The following is a 16,395-nucleotide window of genomic DNA, read 5'->3' as shown; positions in this document are numbered from 1 at the left end:
AGTGGAGCTGGCGCTTTCAATTTCGAATGTTGGCGCAGGCCCTAAGCGAGCCGGTCGAGATCGGCCAGCGTCAGCGCGTAGAGCAGCGGCTCGCCCTTCAGAAAGCGCTCGATCTCATCGACGGCCATTGCGCCAAGTCTGGAACGCTCCAATCCGACCGCGCCGGCGATATGCGGCGTGAGGAACACGTTCGGCAGGCCGTAGAATGCCGAGCTCGCCTCGGGAATCTCCGGATCGGTGACGTCGATAATGGCATCAATCCGGCCGGTGGCCAGCGTCGTCAGCAATGCCGCCTCGTCGATGATTGCGCCGCGCGCCGTGTTGATCAGCGTTGCGCCATCCTTCATCATCGCCAACTTCCGCGCATCGATCATATGGCGGGTCGATGGAAGCGACGGCGCATGCAGCGAAACGATATCCGACCTCCGCATCAATGTATCGAGGTCGCATTTCGCAACGCCCAGCTCTGCACATTGCGAGGCGCTCAATGTCGGATCGAAAAGCAGGATCTTGAATTCGAAGGGTTTCAGCAGATCGATCACTCGCCGCCCGATACGCGAAGCGCCGATGATGCCGACCGTCCGGCCGTAGTTGCCGATCGCCAGCCGCTGCATCGGATAGGTCCGCTCGCGGTTCCGGTCATCCGTGTAGTAGTCCCGGAAGCGAAAGACCTGCTTGCCGGCAAACACTATCGCCGCAAGGGTGAATTCCGCGACGGGAATGGCATTGGCCTCCGCCGCATGGGTGACCTGCACACCTGATCTGAAGACCTCCTCGCCGATGATGCCTTTGACCGTGCCGGCGGCATGGGCCACAAGTTTCATCCCTTTCGCGGCCGAAAGCACATCGGCACCAACATGAGGCGCGCCCCAGCCGGTGATCAGGATTTCGGTTTCGGCAAGGATGCGCCTGGCGCGCTCATCGCTGAAATTCTCGAGCGGATTCCGGTCGAGCAGGACACCGAGCTGTTCCAGCCGGTCGAGCAAGGCATCAGGGAGAACATGCTCCGTCCGCTGCCCGGGCTGCATGGCAAGCGCAATACCTGTTTGTCTCATGGCATTTGCCCTGGCGCCTCGATGGCGCTGACCGTGATGCCTTCCTTGGCGACGATCGCTTCCAGCGAAGACAAATCCGGCCGTTCAGGCGGCGTGCGCCATGCCCCCGACACAGCCTGCCGGTCACCCGTGGCTATCACGGCCGTGAACAACACGGTCTCGCCCGCAGGAACTTCACCGCGCAGCTGTGGCACCAGGGTCTTGGCAACCATCATGTTGGTATTCGGCAACGCCTTTTGCACGAAGCCGTGGCGCTCGATGCTGGAGCCGAGATCAGCGATGCCGGAGAAGTCAGCTTCGCCAATGGCGTAGGCCTGGCCGGCAGCGGCTTCGAGCGTATCGCGGTCGAAATCCTGCTTAGCAATCGCAAAACCGCCCTCGGCAATCTGCAACGCACGCGGCGACTGGATGCGATGAACGCGAATATGCCAAGGTGCCGCCGGAACGAGCCAGGTTTCGACGCTGACCTCCTTGAAAGGCGACCATTTTGCATAGAGCACGTCGCCGGCAATCTTCGCCATCGTGTTGGTTTCACGGACGCGATAGTGAAAGCCGTCATCGCTGAAAGCCAGCGCCGAATCGAAGGTGGCGCCGGCAAAACTCCGCTCGTCGGCTTCGACGCTGAAGCCATAGCGGGCCGAATATGCGAATTTGGCGTATTTTTCGGTACCAAACCGCATCTGAAGATTTTCCTGCCCCGATGACAGGGCCACCGCATCTTCGCCGGTGTGCATGATCACCATGCCGGGATGGCGCTGCGGTGTGACAGGTGCGGCGGCCGGTACCACCTCTTTCGCCGTCCAGAACGGATGATCTTCCGGGATCGCCAGCGGCAGGAAAGCCTTGAACGCCCAGTATGGCGAACCGGCCGAATTATAGCTCTCTGACATCAGCAAATTCGGATAGCCGAAGCCGATCGACAGGATGCCGTCGCGGTTCGTCATCGGCTTGTCGCGCCACCAGCGCAGGTGCTGCAGGCAGAGATGCTTGACCTCTCCCCAGGGCAGCGCCTCCAGATCAGCAAACGCAAGCGCCGACCAGAAGCCTGCGCAGGCGAAACGGTAGGTGAGGCTGCGGCCGAACGGGATGGTCGCGCCATCGTCGGCAAACCAATGCCGGAAATCCCGGGCAAAGAGCAGGGCCCGTTCCCGGTAGCGTTTCGCATAGTCGTCATCGACTAGCTTCGAATAGATCAGCCCGTAGAAATGCATCGCGAAGGGAATGTAGTGATCGACGCGGCGGACATTGCCATCGCGGTACCATCCATCACCGACATAAAAACCTTCGAGCTCTTCGAGATATTGCTTGGTCAGGCTGCGATCGAAATCGGCCCCGACGCGATCGAGTGCGATGTCGACGAAGATGCGGAAGAATTTCCAGTTGTTGTCGGCATAGTCGAATTGGCGAGCATGCTTGAGATAGGCGATGACATTGGCGCGCTGGGTGGTATCGAGCGGTTCCCAGATCTTCTCCGGCACCAGCGCGATCGCAAAGCCCAGAGCCGCAAGCTCCACCATCCGCTGATCGCGGCCCCCGACCGTGCCCCAATATTCCGGGTGATCGGGATCGGTGCCGTTGGCGATACCGTCGGCGAAACGCTGCCAATGGGCGAAGTCGCCCTTTCCGGCGCCAAGTGGCGCCAGGCCCCAGAGAGGCCGGGCAAAACCCTCAAGATCGGCTGCCGCCCTGTCGAAATGTGCGCCCGCGCCATCGAGCCTGACACGCGCGTTGCCCTCGGAAAAATAGGGGAGCAGCGGATTGAAGAGATCATGAAGGGCGCGGCTCATGTCGCTGCGCGTCTGGAGAGGATTGCCTGCGAGCGGATTGGCGCTGGCCGGATCATAGGTCATCTGCATCACTCATCGATTCTTGCATCTGGCACAGTCCCCCCGGCAACCGGGACGACCGCATGGCATACATGACGCGCAGGAGCCGTCCTGTCGCGGAAGCGGGCTATCATCAAGGCAATCGCCTCTCGGCCGATCGCGGCCCGGTCGACATGCATCGTCGATAGCGGTGGATTGGTCATCATCGCACAGGGGAGATCGTCGAAACCGACGATCGCAAAGTCTTCGGGAACGCGAAGACCTGCTTCGGTGACGGCTTCGAGGACGCCGACGGCAACGAAATCGTTCATGCAGAAAGCGGCGGTAAAACCCTTGTCTTCCACGAGAACCGCGGCCATGAGCTCGTGCGCCTCACGCGAGGCGCTGCCCTGAAATCCCATAAACACCAGACGGCGCTCGCCGCCATGAACGGCGACAGCCGCATCGAAGCCGCGAACGCGTTCGCGGATCGTATGGCGATGCGATCCAGTGAAGTGAAGGATCTTGCGATGTCCGGCAGCGAGCAGACGCTCGGCTGCCTGATAGGCACCGAAGAAGTTCGACGGGGACACGCCGTCGATCTGCAGGCGGGGATCCGTTCCGTTGACGAGCACCACCGGCACTTTCTCCGCTTCGATCCAGCTGCGAAGCGCATCGCTCGGATCGATACCGACAAGAAAGAGCCCCTCGGCCCGCGCCGTCGTCATGTAGCTGCGAACAACCTCGGGCGTGGCGCGGTCCTCCCGGATGAGCCGGACTTCGAAAGCCATCCCAGCTTCCAGAGCGCTCGCCCGCAGACCTTCGACGATCGCTTCGTAGAAAACGCTGAGCCCGCCCGTGACCCCGTCGCTGGCGATCAGCGCCAACCCGCCGGGCGGCGGCTCGACCGTGGACCTCGGCTGATAGCCATGTTCGGCGGCCACCCGCAGAATATGCTCGCGCACATTGCCGCTGATACCCGGCTCATTGGCAAGCACGCGAGAAACCGTGGAAACGGACACGCCGGCCGCTGTTGCGATATCGGCCTGCCGCGGCCGTTTGGGTTTCATTTCGTTCATGGCTCGATCTTATGCAAATAATGCAAATTTGCAATTACTATATAATTTCTTGCAAGTTTATTTTTTTTGCGTAGTCTTCGCCGCATTGCCCTCAGATGTTGGAGGACGGCGAGGGGCAGGCACAAGGAGGAACATCATGCAGATCAATCGACGGACATTTCTGATGGGTTCGGCTGGCGTCGCCACCGGGCTTGCCTTCGGCGCCGGAAGCGCCATCCCCGCATATGCGGAAGGTACAGAGCTGCGCGCCATGTGGTGGGGATCGAACGATCGCGCCAAACGGACACTCGACGTTGCCAAGCTTTATGAAGGCAAGACGCCAGGTGTGAAAATCGTTGGCGAATCCATGAGCGGTGACGGCTACTGGACGAAACTGGCGACGCAGATGGCCGGCCGCGCCATTGCAGACGTCTTCCAGCTCGAGCCGGGAACGATTTCCGATTATTCCAAGCGCGGCGCCTGCCTTGCTCTCGACGAGTTCGTCCCATCGACGCTGAAGGTCGATGCGTTCGGCAAGGACATGCTGAAGCTGACGACTGTCGACAACAAGCTCTATGGCATCGGCCTCGGGCTGAATTCCTTTGCGCTGTTCTTCGACCAAGCCGTATTCGAAAAGGCGGGCCTGCCGCTTCCGACAACGGACCTGACCTGGGACGAATATGCCAAGCTTGCCGTCGAGCTCACCAAGGCCGGCGGCAAGGATAATTATTGGGGCGGTCCCTACGGTGCCCGCTATACCTATGTCTTCGATGCCTGGCTGCGCCAGCGCGGCAAGAGCCTTTATGCCGACGGCAAGCTCGGCTTCGGCGTCGACGATGCCAAGGAGTGGTACAGCTTCTGGGAGGATCTGCGCAAGAAAGGTGGCACGGTCGCTGCCGACGTGCAGACACTCGACCAGAACACCATAGATACCAACGCGCTGGCACTTGGCAAGTCGGCTATGGGCATGGCCTATTCCAACCAGCTCGTCGGCTACCAGCTGATCTCCAAGAACAAGCTGGCGATCACCACGCTGCCGCGCGAGAAGAAGGGCGGACCTTCCGGCCACTACTATCGCCCGGCACTGATCTGGAGCGTCGGCGCGACGACGAAGAATGGCGAGGCCGCCGCCAAGTTCATCGACTTCTTCGTCAATGACCCCGATGCCGGCAAGATCCTCGGCGTCGAGCGCGGCGTACCGATGTCGCCGGCCGTGCGCCAGGCGATCCTGCCGAATCTCAACCCGACGGAGCAGGCAGCGGTCAGATACGTGGATCTTCTGAAGGACCAGGTCGGCGACTATCCGGCACCGGCGCCATTGGGATCGACGGAGTTCGACCAGCGCCTGTTCCGCCCGATCGCCGATGAACTCGCCTTCGAACGAACCACGCCCGCCGAGGCTGCGCAGCGGCTCGTCGAAGAAGGCAAGGCGACGATCAGAAGCTGAAGTTTCAGCTGAAAACAACGAAAGAGCCCGTCGATGCGGGCTCTTTTGCGTTGCAGTTGGCCACCGCAAGCTCCTGGCCATGGAAGTCTATTATCTTGCAATGAGCACTCCTTCCTCCGGAAAGGCCTTCGTCAGCTTCAATCCAGCCTGTCGTGCCACTGGTTTCCCACCACCCGTCAGAATCAGCACGGCCGTAATGGAGAAGACATGCAAGACCTCTTACAGGCATCGGGTTACCGCAAGAACGGTAAAATCTGGACATATCAGGACGCCCGAGGCGCTTTTCGGTATAACGATGGCGACGCATCCGAAACGCGTATTCTGAATATCATGCAGTCGGCGACCGATACCTCGCTCTTCTCGAAAGAGCTCGCAGGCGCGATCTCCGACTGGCCGTCGAACTACCATCTCAGCCCGATACGCGCCAATCTCTTCCGTCCGATCAAGCATATGCTGCGCGGACCGATCCTCGAGATCGGCGCCGGCTGCGGCGCGATTACCCGCTTCCTGGGTGAGGAAGGCCACACTGTTCTCGCGCTTGAGGGCAGTGCGCGCCGCGCAAACACCATTGCCGAGAGATGCCGTGACCTTCCGAATGTCACCGTCCTCGCCGAGCCACTGCAGCATTTCGAAGTGCAGCAGAAATTCGCGACGGTGACGCTGATCGGCGTGCTGGAATATGCCCGCGTCTTCTTCGGCGCGGAAGCCGGCCAGGACGCGATCGATCACATGCTGGCAAAGGCCCGATCCTTCCTCGAGCCCGGCGGTCAGCTGATCATCGCCATCGAAAACCAGATCGGCCTCAAGTATCTCGCAGGCTTCCCCGAGGATCACCTGTCGCGGCCAATGGTCGGCGTCGAGGACCAGTATACGCAGACGGGGCCTGTCACCTTCGGCAAGCGCGAGCTGTCGCACCGCGTCAAGGCTGCCGGCCTGCCGCATCAGAAATACTGGTTCCCCTTCCCGGACTACAAGCTGCCCCGCTTCGTGCTGAACGACGAGGCACTTGATGCCGACCTGCCGACCGACTTTTCGTCGCTGATCCGCAGCGCCGTCAATACCGACCCGCAGCGGCCGAGCCTTCTCGCGTTCGAGCAGGACCTCGCCTGGGATGTGATCGCTCGAAACGGTCTTCAGGGCGACCTCGCAAACTCGTTCCTTCTCGTGTCCTCGGATCAGGCTATCCCCGCACATGACGTCATGGCGACGCATTTCACCGGCGGGCGCGAAGCCCATTACCAGAAGCTGGTGCGATTCGTCCGTAAGGGCAATGAACTGGTGGTCGAGCGCGAGGCACTCAAACCTTCCGAGGATGATGCCGGAAGGCCGTTGAAGATCAATCTCGAGAACGAGAGTTTCGAGAACGGACTGCTGTGGCGCGACATCGGCAAGCGGTGCCTGCTGCAGGATGCATGGTCCGCCGCTCATCTGGCAAACTGGATCGGTGTGTGGCGCGAGGCGCTGGCACAGCACCTTGCCGGCATGGGCCATCCGGCACCCTCAGCCTTGACGGATATGATTCCGGGCTCGCTGCTCGACGCCATTCCGCGCAACCTGATCGTCGGTGAACAGCAGCGCTTCATCGACCTCGAATGGTCCTATGACCAGCCGATCGAATTCGGCTACCTGATTTTCCGCGCATTGTGGGACCTGCTCTCGGACATGCGCGGCGTGGCGCCTCCCACGTCCGATACCAAGGACAAGATCGGCGACTTGATCTTCCAGACCTTCGAGCATCTGGGATACGACGTGGCTGCTCAGACGATCATCGACTACTACGTTGCCGATCTCCGCTTCCATAGTTCCGTCACTGGCATCAATCTGCAACCCAACGCCTCGGCGCTGGTGGCGCCCCTCGGCCGGAGAATCAACTTCGCCAATATCCGCGATCTGGTGAGCCAGTCCCGGAAACTGACCGAGCAGAATCAGGCTTTGATGCAGGAACTGGAAGCCGAGCGCCGCAAGGTCCGCGAGATGCTTGACGCGGTGAACGGGTACAGTCTGCGGACCGCCTGACCTGCGCCGGCTGATCTGACCTGAGCGCAGCTGCAAACTGCCCTCGCTGAAAATCGCAAACAGATGTAATCTGCGGCGAGGTTTGGCGAGGATCGGTGCGCGAGAGGCGGGCGGCCGGGTTGGGAGACTTGATGGCGTTGATGATCATTCGGCGGCGGCATATCCCTGAACGGCTGCCGCGGCCATGACGAACAGTCTCACCGTCCCATCCTTCACCATGTCGCGCCTCCTGCGCCAGGAATGGTTTCTTGCGGTCGGGCTGCTGACCAGCGCCATCATCCTCGGTTTCGGCGAGCCGCTGTTTGCACAGATGTCCAGTCCGGCCGGGTTCGTGCTGGTCTTCTTCTGGCTCTTTGCGGCGGTTCTTGGCTCGGCGCTGTCGGTGGTACGGCACGCCGATCATCTGGCAGAACAGCTCGGCGAGCCCTACGGCACGCTGATCCTGACGCTCGCCATCACCTCGATCGAAGTCATGGCCATCTCGGCCGTGATGATCCATGGGGCGAACAATCCGACGCTCGCCCGCGACACGCTCTTTGCCGTGGTCATGATCATCCTGAACGGCATGGTGGGCCTGTCGCTTCTGGTTGGTGGCTGGCGGCGGCCGGAGCAGTCGCACAACATGCAGGGCGCAAATGCTTATCTCGGCCTCATCGTGCCGCTGGCGGCGCTAAGCCTGATCCTGCCGAGTTTTCTCCATACCGACGGCAGCCAGGCCTCGACGCCAAGACAGATGATCCTGGTGGTCATTTCAGTTGGCCTCTACGGCGTGTTCCTGATGCTCCAAGCAGGACGCCATCACCGCTATTTCACAGATGGCAGTGAACCGCGGCATGAGAAGCGCGATGGCGCAGCGCAGAAGAGCACGATCCTGCTCCACGCAGTGCTGCTCTTCGCCTATATGGCGCCGGTGGTCTTTCTCGTCGAACAACTGGCACGACCGATCGACTACATCATCGAGACCGTGCACGCGCCCGCCGCTCTGGGCGGCATCATCATGGCAGTTCTAGTGGCAACGCCGGAAGCGCTCAGCGCCGTTCGCGCCTCGATCGCCAACAACCTGCAGCGGTCGGTCAACATCTTTCTCGGCTCCGTGCTCTCGACCATCGGCCTGACGGTGCCGGCGATGCTGCTCGTTGCCCATCTGACCAGTCACCCGATCACCTTGGGTCTCGAAGGCAGCGATCTGGTGATGCTGACCTTGACGCTTGCCGTCAGCATGATCACCTTTGCCAGCGGCCGGACCCACATGATGCAGGGCGCCGTCCATCTGGTGCTTTTCCTGGCCTACGTCCTGCTGATCTTCCAGCAATAAGCCGCAACGGCAGGAGCCTGCAGCTATGACTTTCGAGCTTCTGATTGCGAAATACGGCTTGCTGGCAGTCTTTCTTGGCGCCGGGATAGAAGGGGAAACGATCGTCATTCTGGGTGGCGTGTTTTCGCATCGCCACCTCATGACGTTCTGGGAGGCAGCCACTGCTGCGAGCGCCGGTTCCTTCATCGCCGACCAGCTGTTTTTCTTCACCGGCCGCCATGCGCGGCGCTGGCCGCGAATTCAGAAGATCGCCGGAAGACCCGCCTTTCAGCGCGCTACCCGGCTGCTGGAGCGCCACCCAGCGAGCTTCATCTTCGCATTTCGCTTCATCTACGGATTGCGGACGATCAGCCCGGTTGCGATCGGCATGTCCGATGTCCCGGCCGCGAAATTCATGGCCGTCAATGCCGCCGCGGCCGTGATCTGGGGAACGGTCTTCACCGCCATCGGCTATCTCTTCGGACAAGGCATCGAACAGATTTTTGGCCATCTGCCGCTTCACCGGCACGTTCTCATCGCCATCGCGACCGCAGTGGCCCTCGTGATCGCCTGCGCATTGACCTATCGGAAAGTCCGCGCGGCCTAGACCTTTGGTCTTAGCCTGATACCGTCCTTCCTGTGCAATCGAGGGCTATTGCAATTCTTCAAAATGCGGCTTCATATTGTGGCAGCTTTGGACCTTGCAACCGTTAGGCTGCAAAGGGACGCGCATGAGGACTGCAACTCGTAAATTATGAGGTGACAGGATGCGTGAGGGGGGGTCTCGAGGTCTGCAATTGTTCGCCGCGGCTTTATGCGCGACGGCGCTTGCGGCATGCGACAGCGGCAGCAACACCTATGTTGCCCCGCCGCCGGCAAAGGTGCATGTGGCACCGCCGCTGCAGCAGAATATAACCCAATATTTCGAACTGACCGGCAACACGGCGGCGTTCAAATCGGTCGATATCGAAGCCCGCGTCCAAGGGTTCGTCGAAACCATCGACTATCGCGACGGTATGATGGTGACCAAGGGCACGCAGCTCTTCGGCATCCAGAGCAACACCTATCAGGCGCAAGTCGACCAGGCGCAGGCAACGCTCGCTTCGTCGCAGGCCGCACAGGTCGGCGCCAATCAGGAATATACGCGTCAGGTCAATCTCAGCGCCCAGAAGGTCGGAACGCAGACGGCACTCGACAGCGCCAAGGCAACGCTCGACCAATCGAACGCAGCGATCCTCAATGCCCAAGCGAGTCTCGATCTCGCCAAAATCAACCTCGGATACACCAAGGTCGAGGCGCCGTTCGATGGCACAGTGACAGCGCATCTCGTCGATGTCGGCACGCTGGTCGGTGTATCCGGCCCGACGACTCTGGCGACGATCGTCCAGACGGATCCGATCTATACCAATTTCAGCATTAGCGAGACGCAGGTGCTGTTGATCAAGCAGGGTATGGCCGCTCAGGGCAGGACCTTCAAGCAGACAGACCTTCCCGCCATCCCGTTCGAAATCGGTCTGCAGGGTGAGACCGGCTATCCTTTCAAGGGCCATCTCGACTATGCGGCGCCACAGGTCGATGCGGCGACCGGCACGCTGACCGTGCGCGGGATCATCGACAACAAGGACCATGCCCTTATCCCAGGCCTCTTCGTTCGCGTTCGTGTGCCTGTTGGCCATCAGGACAAGGCGCTTCTGGTTCGGGACGATGCGATCGGCACCAACCAGCAGGGCAGCTACGTATTGGTTGTCGGCAAGGACGATACGATTGAGCAGAAAACCGTAAAGACCGGCCAGAGCGAGGGCCGCCTGCGCGTTATCGAATCCGGCCTCAGTGCTGAAGACCTGGTGGTGATCGAAGGAATCCAGCAGGCGATTCCGGGCAACAAGGTGGCGCCTGAAAAGGTGACGATGGACGTTCCAGCGGCAGAGGCGTCAGCCGCTACCGCACCCCAGGCTGTCGCGCAATGAGCCCGCGCCCGGCATTGTCAGCTCAGCGGAGGAGGATGGCATGATCTCGCGCTTCTTCATCGAGCGGCCGGTCCTCGCCAACGTCCTGGCGCTGGTTTTCGTTCTCATCGGCGCCGTTGCGCTGTTCCAGTTGCCGGTGGCCCAGTATCCGAATGTGGTGCCGCCGACCGTGCAGGTTTCGACTCGCTATCCCGGCGCCAGCGTCAAGACCCTGATCGACACCGTGGCACTGCCGATCGAGCAGCAGGTCAACGGCGTTCAGAACATGCTCTACATGCAGTCGACGAGCGCCAGCGACGGCACCTATTCGCTGACCGTTACCTTTGCAATCGGCACCGACCCCGACCAGGCGCAGGTTTTGGTGCAGAACCGCGTGGCGATCGCCATGTCGTCGCTGCCGGACGCGGTTCAGCTGCAGGGCGTCACGACGCAGAAGAAATCGACCTCGATCCTCGAATTCGTCAGCCTGACATCGCCTGACAGCCGATACGACAGTCTCTTCCTTTCCAACTATGCCGTCATCAACCTGCAGAACGAGCTCGCCCGCCTGCCCGGCGTCGGCAACGTTGCCGTCTTCGGCGCCGGCCAATATGCGATGCGGATCTGGATGAACCCCGGACTGCTGCAATCCCGCGGGCTGACGCCGCAGGATGTCATCAACGTGGTGCAGCAGCAAAGCCAGGAGGTGACCGCCGGTCAGGTCGGCATTCCGCCCGTGCCTGCCGGTCAGGACTTTCAGTATACGCTCAATGTCAACGGCAGGCTGAACGACGCTGCCGACTACGAGAACATCATCATCAAGGTCGACGACCAGAGCGGAGGCCGGATCACCCGCATTCGCGATATCGGCCGCGTCGAGCTGGGTGCGCAGACCTACAGCCAGTCCTTCATGCAGAACGGGCGGCCGGCGGCCGGTATCGGCATCTTCCAGCTTCCCGAGGCCAACGCCATCGACGTCGCCAAGGATGTCGCGGCGAAGATGACCGAGCTTTCGAAAGGCTTTCCCCCCGGTCTCGCCTATACCGTGCCATTCGATACGACCAAGTTCGTGAAGGCCTCGATCGATGAGGTCTATGTCACGCTGATCGAAGCCGGCGTTCTCGTGCTGATCGTTATTCTCGTCTTCCTGCAGGATTGGCGGGCGATGCTGGTTCCGGCGACGACGGTGCCGGTGACGATCATCGGCGCCTTTGCGGCCATGGCGGCGCTCGGCTTCACCGTCAATCTCTCGACGCTCTTCGCCATAGTGCTGGCGATCGGTATCGTCGTCGATGACGCCATCGTCATCGTCGAAGGTGTTGCCCGCCATATCGAGGAGGGGATGCCCGGGAAGAAGGCGGCCGAAAAGGCGATGGACGAGCTCTTCGGCCCTGTTATCGGCATCACGCTGGTGCTGATGGCGGTGTTCATTCCTGCCGCCTTCCTTCCGGGGCTGACAGGGCAGCTCTACAAGCAGTTCGCATTGGTCATCGCCGCCACGGCGCTCATCAGCGCCATCAACGCCATGACGCTGAAGCCGACGCAATGCGCCCTCTGGCTGCGCACGCCGGTGCCTCCCGAAAAACGCAACGTCTTCTATCGCGGTTTCAACAAGGTCTATGACAAGGCCGAGAACGGCTATGCGAAGCTGATCGGCGGCATGGTCCATCACAGCGCCATTGCCGTTCTTTTTGCTCTGGCGCTGATCGGCGTCGCCATATGGGGGCTTACCCGCCTGCCGACGGCATTTTTGCCGCTCGAGGATCAGGGCTATGTTCTGATCAGCGCGCAGCTGCCCGACGGCGCCTCGAAGGAGCGCACCGACGCCGTGATGGCAGAGGTCGGCAAGATCGCGCAGCAAACGCCCGGCGTCGATCAGGTATTGACGATCAGCGGCATATCGATCCTCGACAATAGCGCCAGCCTGCCGAATGCCGGTGTCGCCTATGTCGTGCTCAAGGACTGGGATGTCAGAGGCAAGGAAAAGGGACAGGACCTGCTGTCGATCTACGAGCACCTGAACGGCGCACTGTCGGATGTCTTGAAGGCGAAGACACTCGTCGTCGTGCCGCCGCCTATCCAGGGCATCGGCAATGCCAATGGCTTCACCATGCAGGTGGAAATCCGCAACGGCAATTTCGACTATCCGCTGCTGCAGAGCATGGCCGATACCATCGTCAGCAACGGCAATGCCCAATCGTCGCTGCAGCGGCTGAGCACATCGTTTCGCGCTGGCGTGCCCCAGCTTTCGGTGTCGGTCGATCGCATCAAGGCCGAGACGCTCGGCATCACCGTCGGGCAGGTGTTTTCCGCACTTTCAGGCTATGTCGGATCGAGCTACGTCACCCAGTTTAACAAGTTCGGGCGAACCTTCCAGGTCTACGCGCAGGCAGCGCCCGAATTTCGCGTCCGCCCCGACGATATCCGCAACCTGAAGGTCAAGGCTGGCGACGGCACGATGGTGCCGCTCGGCACCGTTGTCGACGTCAAGAGCGTTCAGGGACCGTCGCTGATCAGCCTCTACAACCTCTATCCGACCGCCACCATCGTCGGCGGGGCTGTCGCCGGATTTAGTTCGGGGCAGTCGCTCGATGTCATGGAGCAGATCGCCGACCGGACATTGCCGCCCGGCGCAGGCTACGAGTGGACAGCCCTCTCCTACCAGGAGAAAACCGTCGGCGGGCAGATCTACTTCGTTTTCGCGCTTGCCATGCTGCTCGTCTATTTCGTGCTTGCCGGGCAATATGAGAGCTGGATCCTGCCACTCGCCGTATTGCTGGCGGTGCCGCTGGCGCTTCTCGGAACGGTCGGCGCGCTAAGTGCGGCCGGTGTTGCCAACAATCTCTACACGCAGATCGGCCTGATCCTGCTGATCGCGCTTGCATCGAAAAACGCGATCCTGATCATCGAATATGCGCGCGAGAAGCGGGCTGAGGGCATGGAGATTCTTGAGGCCGCGGTCGAAGCCGCACGCCTTCGCTTCCGGCCGATCCTGATGACATCCTTCGCCTTCATCCTCGGCGTGCTGCCGCTGGTGCTGGCGAGCGGCGCCGGCGCATCGGCCCGCAAGTCGATCGGCATATCGGTTTTCAGCGGCATGATCGCCTCGACCTGCCTTGCCGTTCTCTTCGTTCCGTCGTTCTATGTGGTGCTGCAACGGTTCGAGGAATACAGAAAGCGGCGCACGAACACGGCGCCGCAGGCAGCAGAGTGATCAGCGCTTCGCTCTATTGAACGACGACGCGCACATAGACGCCGCCGCTCTTGGCGTAGTAGCCCGATCCGCACCTGTAATAATAGCCACCGTAATAGGCGCCGTAGACGCAGCCCGCGGGCAAGACGGCAATCGTCGTCGTTGTCCTCGTTACCACGCGCCGCGTCGTCCGGCGCGCAACGCCAGCATAGGAAAGCGGTGTCAACGGCCTGCCGATCACGGCGTTGGCGGGCGTGCCGAAATTCAGCGATAGCGGCATCCATCCACCGGGCTCGACATGAGCGTCGGCAAGGAGAAAGGCGCCGGTCAGCCCGGCAACAAGCAGGGATTTCGGATATCTCATTTGCTGTCTCCCGGTTGGGTGGGTGCGGGCAGTTCATCGAGCGACTGCAATTCGCTGAGATCGACCTTCTTGGCGCTCTTCGGAATCTCGATCGCATAGGACGCCTTGGCGACATCCGGCCCGCTCTTGAAATCGCTGATCTCCAGCGTGTATTGCGGCGCCTGCCCAACATGCTTGCTGGTGATGACATAGCGCCGCGGCACAGGCTTGGCGCCCGACTGTATCCAGATCTGCCAATCGATCTCGGGTGTGCGGAACGTCAGATATTCGCATTCGACCCCACCGACATAGGCGCTGGAGATATGCTTGGCGTCCGTTACGTTGGTCATCAGGATGTCGAAAACATGCGCCGACAGCAGATCGGCCCCCGGCGCCTCGATACCCGCATCCGCCAACCGCTCGAACAGTTCGTCCACCGAGCCCTTGGCCTCGATACTGGCATAGGCATCGAGGTTCTTGCCGTGCACCGTCAGCGTCGTCCCGTCAAAACTGACATCGACATCGGCAAATCCGCCGGTTCTGGTGACCCGCAGCTTGTCCGGCCGTGCCAGGCTCGCAGTTCCCGAACTGACGAACTGCAGCTTCTCGAAGTCAGGCGTTACCGCTTCGATCGACGATTGGTAGCTGAACGATATCGCCTTCTGCCCCGCCAGATAGTCCGACATGGACTTCAGGATATCTTTCGCATCGTCGGCGGCAGCCGTCGCGGGCAGCATCAGGCTGGCGGCAAAGGAGCTGCAGACGAGCAGATGACGGAGCGTTCTGAAATGGGGAATCGATGACATTGCAATGCCTTCCCTTCGATCATGTTGATCCCCAAGTCCCCGGACAGGTGCCCTTCAGCGAGAATCCTACCGGCGATCTGCAAGATCAGAGAATGGATGAAATTTCAGCATTATCTGTACAGGCAATGCGCAGCCGCTAGCGGCCGCCAGGTTTGAGGGAATCATGAATAGAGCACTCCACACTCCCATATCCCCCACGCGATGGGAACGTCTGAAGATCGCGAAGCTATAGGCCGCTAGTCAGCACCCGCTGACATGTCGGCGACAGCCGTTGAAAATTATCCCGAAGACAATTGACCCCACGGCCGCCACCGAGCGGCACGGAGCGGCAAAGCGCCCGGAAATCCGGTCCGCAGGTGCGGCGGAGAACAATCAGTTCTTCGCGTGGCGTGAATGACGCCATCGGCATCGCTGCCATCGCTCCAGCACCACCGGCCACCTTGGCTGTATTGGCCGCAGGAGGAGACGATCCGCTTCCTCCAATCGCGCCAATGGCGGCCTGACAGGATGGCGAGAGTGCTGCATTATGCTGCTGGAGGCAGGCAAGCGCCTGCGCTCCACCCGGCGTCACACCCGAGCACTGCGCCATGAAATCCGAGCGGCAGGCCGATTTGATCGCATCGCGCTGCGCCCCCGTGGGCTGTGCAGTCTGTTTTGGTGAAACGGCCGGAGCTGCGGCTGTGGCTGCCTGGACCGCCGGTGTTTGCGCCGGCGCCGCATCGGTCGATTTCTTCTTCGTCCCGCCCAAAGCCGAGATCGCGTCGCGGCAGGCCTTGGAGAGCGATGCATCATGCTGCTGAAGGCAATTCAACGCCTCCATGCCCCCAGGCGTCACACCCGAACATTGCGCAATGAAATCGGACCGGCACGCCGACCGGACCGCATTCCGCTGGGCATCAGTCGGCTGCTGCGCGTAAGTTGCGCCGGCCGCAAGGCACATCGCGGACGAGACAAGAAGGCCGAAGGCCCTGCTCGCTGAAAACGACAATCTGATATGCAGAATACTCGCCAGAAACGTCGCAAATTTCCCCATGGTTCCCTCCCCGAGGAAGAAATTATCTGGATATATGCAGATACGTGGCGGGGCCGATGAAATAACGCTGGCCTGACAAACTGTCGCCACGCAGGGCATGATCAAAATCTATCACTGCAGGTTTACATTAGCACGTAAATATACTGTCGTGAAGATTGCGTCGTGAGACATGGCGAGCGGTAGATTCTTCGGTCTGCTAGCCTATTTCATTTCTTCCCCGCCCAATCCCGCGTGCCGTCCGCTCACACTAGAGTTAAGACGCAAAAGACCTGCTTAACGCGGGTTTTGTCTATTCTGTTTTGTATCCATGAAGATGATTTGGTTGCGGGGGCAGGATTTGAACCTGCGGCCTTCAGGTTATGAGCCTGACGAGCTACCGGGCTGCTCCACCCCGCGTCC

At 60.8% G+C, this 16,395-nt stretch carries 12 protein-coding genes and 1 tRNA gene; 6 read left to right on the top strand and 7 right to left on the bottom strand.

All coding sequences use genetic code 11. From position 1 onward, the window contains the following. Window positions 1-41: 41 nt before the first annotated feature. Genes AB4Z25_RS05925 through AB4Z25_RS05915 form a run of 3 tightly spaced genes read right to left on the bottom strand, consistent with a single transcriptional unit; the run spans window position 42 to window position 3,939 of the window. The gene (locus tag AB4Z25_RS05925) at window positions 42-1,055 is read right to left on the bottom strand and encodes a hydroxyacid dehydrogenase (RefSeq protein WP_112539848.1); all 1,014 of its coding nucleotides are present in this window, start codon (window positions 1,053-1,055) and stop codon (window positions 42-44) included. Beyond that, entirely contained in the window at window positions 1,052-2,905 is a 1,854-nt protein-coding gene (locus AB4Z25_RS05920) for a DUF2264 domain-containing protein (RefSeq protein ID WP_112540058.1), read from the bottom strand. Before AB4Z25_RS05920 ends, AB4Z25_RS05925 begins: the two co-directional genes overlap by 4 nt. 5 nt (window positions 2,906-2,910) lie before the next feature. Next, window positions 2,911-3,939 carry a LacI family DNA-binding transcriptional regulator gene (locus AB4Z25_RS05915; RefSeq protein ID WP_112539846.1) on the bottom strand — a complete coding sequence of 343 codons (1,029 nt, stop codon included), beginning with the start codon at window positions 3,937-3,939 and terminating at the stop codon, window positions 2,911-2,913. Window positions 3,940-4,075: 136 nt separating this feature from the next. On the opposite strand from AB4Z25_RS05915, the gene AB4Z25_RS05910 reads away from it, so the two are divergent. From AB4Z25_RS05910 to AB4Z25_RS05885, 6 genes are all read left to right on the top strand, one after another. Continuing rightward, window positions 4,076-5,365 carry an ABC transporter substrate-binding protein gene (locus AB4Z25_RS05910; protein ID WP_112539844.1) on the top strand — a complete coding sequence of 430 codons (1,290 nt, stop codon included), beginning with the start codon at window positions 4,076-4,078 and terminating at the stop codon, window positions 5,363-5,365. A 207-nt stretch (window positions 5,366-5,572) separates the two neighbouring features. Beyond that, window positions 5,573-7,381: a class I SAM-dependent methyltransferase gene (locus AB4Z25_RS05905; RefSeq protein ID WP_162698796.1), complete on the top strand. Its 1,809-nt coding sequence runs from the start codon at window positions 5,573-5,575 to the stop codon at window positions 7,379-7,381. A gap of 184 nt (window positions 7,382-7,565) precedes the next feature. Further along, entirely contained in the window at window positions 7,566-8,696 is a 1,131-nt protein-coding gene (locus AB4Z25_RS05900) for a calcium:proton antiporter (protein WP_442207906.1), read from the top strand. Window positions 8,697-8,721: 25 nt separating this feature from the next. Beyond that, window positions 8,722-9,282, top strand: a complete 561-nt coding sequence (locus AB4Z25_RS05895) for a DedA family protein (RefSeq protein WP_112539837.1) — start codon at window positions 8,722-8,724, stop codon at window positions 9,280-9,282. 160 nt (window positions 9,283-9,442) lie between these two features. After that, window positions 9,443-10,642: an efflux RND transporter periplasmic adaptor subunit gene (locus tag AB4Z25_RS05890; protein WP_112539835.1), complete on the top strand. Its 1,200-nt coding sequence runs from the start codon at window positions 9,443-9,445 to the stop codon at window positions 10,640-10,642. A 40-nt stretch (window positions 10,643-10,682) separates the two neighbouring features. Next, window positions 10,683-13,835 carry an efflux RND transporter permease subunit gene (locus tag AB4Z25_RS05885; RefSeq protein WP_442207905.1) on the top strand — a complete coding sequence of 1,051 codons (3,153 nt, stop codon included), beginning with the start codon at window positions 10,683-10,685 and terminating at the stop codon, window positions 13,833-13,835. A gap of 13 nt (window positions 13,836-13,848) precedes the next feature. Here AB4Z25_RS05885 and AB4Z25_RS05880 read toward each other — a convergent pair whose 3' ends face one another. The 4 genes from AB4Z25_RS05880 to AB4Z25_RS05865 form a co-directional block, all read right to left on the bottom strand. Continuing rightward, complete coding sequence (locus AB4Z25_RS05880) at window positions 13,849-14,178, bottom strand: hypothetical protein (RefSeq protein ID WP_112539831.1); 330 nt, start codon at window positions 14,176-14,178, stop codon at window positions 13,849-13,851. Next, window positions 14,175-14,963: a DUF2092 domain-containing protein gene (locus tag AB4Z25_RS05875; protein ID WP_112539829.1), complete on the bottom strand. Its 789-nt coding sequence runs from the start codon at window positions 14,961-14,963 to the stop codon at window positions 14,175-14,177. Before AB4Z25_RS05875 ends, AB4Z25_RS05880 begins: the two co-directional genes overlap by 4 nt. A gap of 226 nt (window positions 14,964-15,189) precedes the next feature. Next, the gene (locus AB4Z25_RS05870; RefSeq protein ID WP_112539827.1) at window positions 15,190-15,996 is read right to left on the bottom strand and encodes a hypothetical protein; all 807 of its coding nucleotides are present in this window, start codon (window positions 15,994-15,996) and stop codon (window positions 15,190-15,192) included. 319 nt (window positions 15,997-16,315) lie between these two features. Continuing rightward, window positions 16,316-16,392, bottom strand: a tRNA-Met gene (locus AB4Z25_RS05865). Between the last annotated feature and the right edge of the window lie 3 nt (window positions 16,393-16,395).

It is taken from the genome of Rhizobium sp. RAF36, assembly GCF_052114105.1.
In the GTDB taxonomy this organism is placed as follows: domain Bacteria; phylum Pseudomonadota; class Alphaproteobacteria; order Rhizobiales; family Rhizobiaceae; genus Rhizobium.
This window is presented reverse-complemented; position numbering and strand designations above follow the sequence as displayed.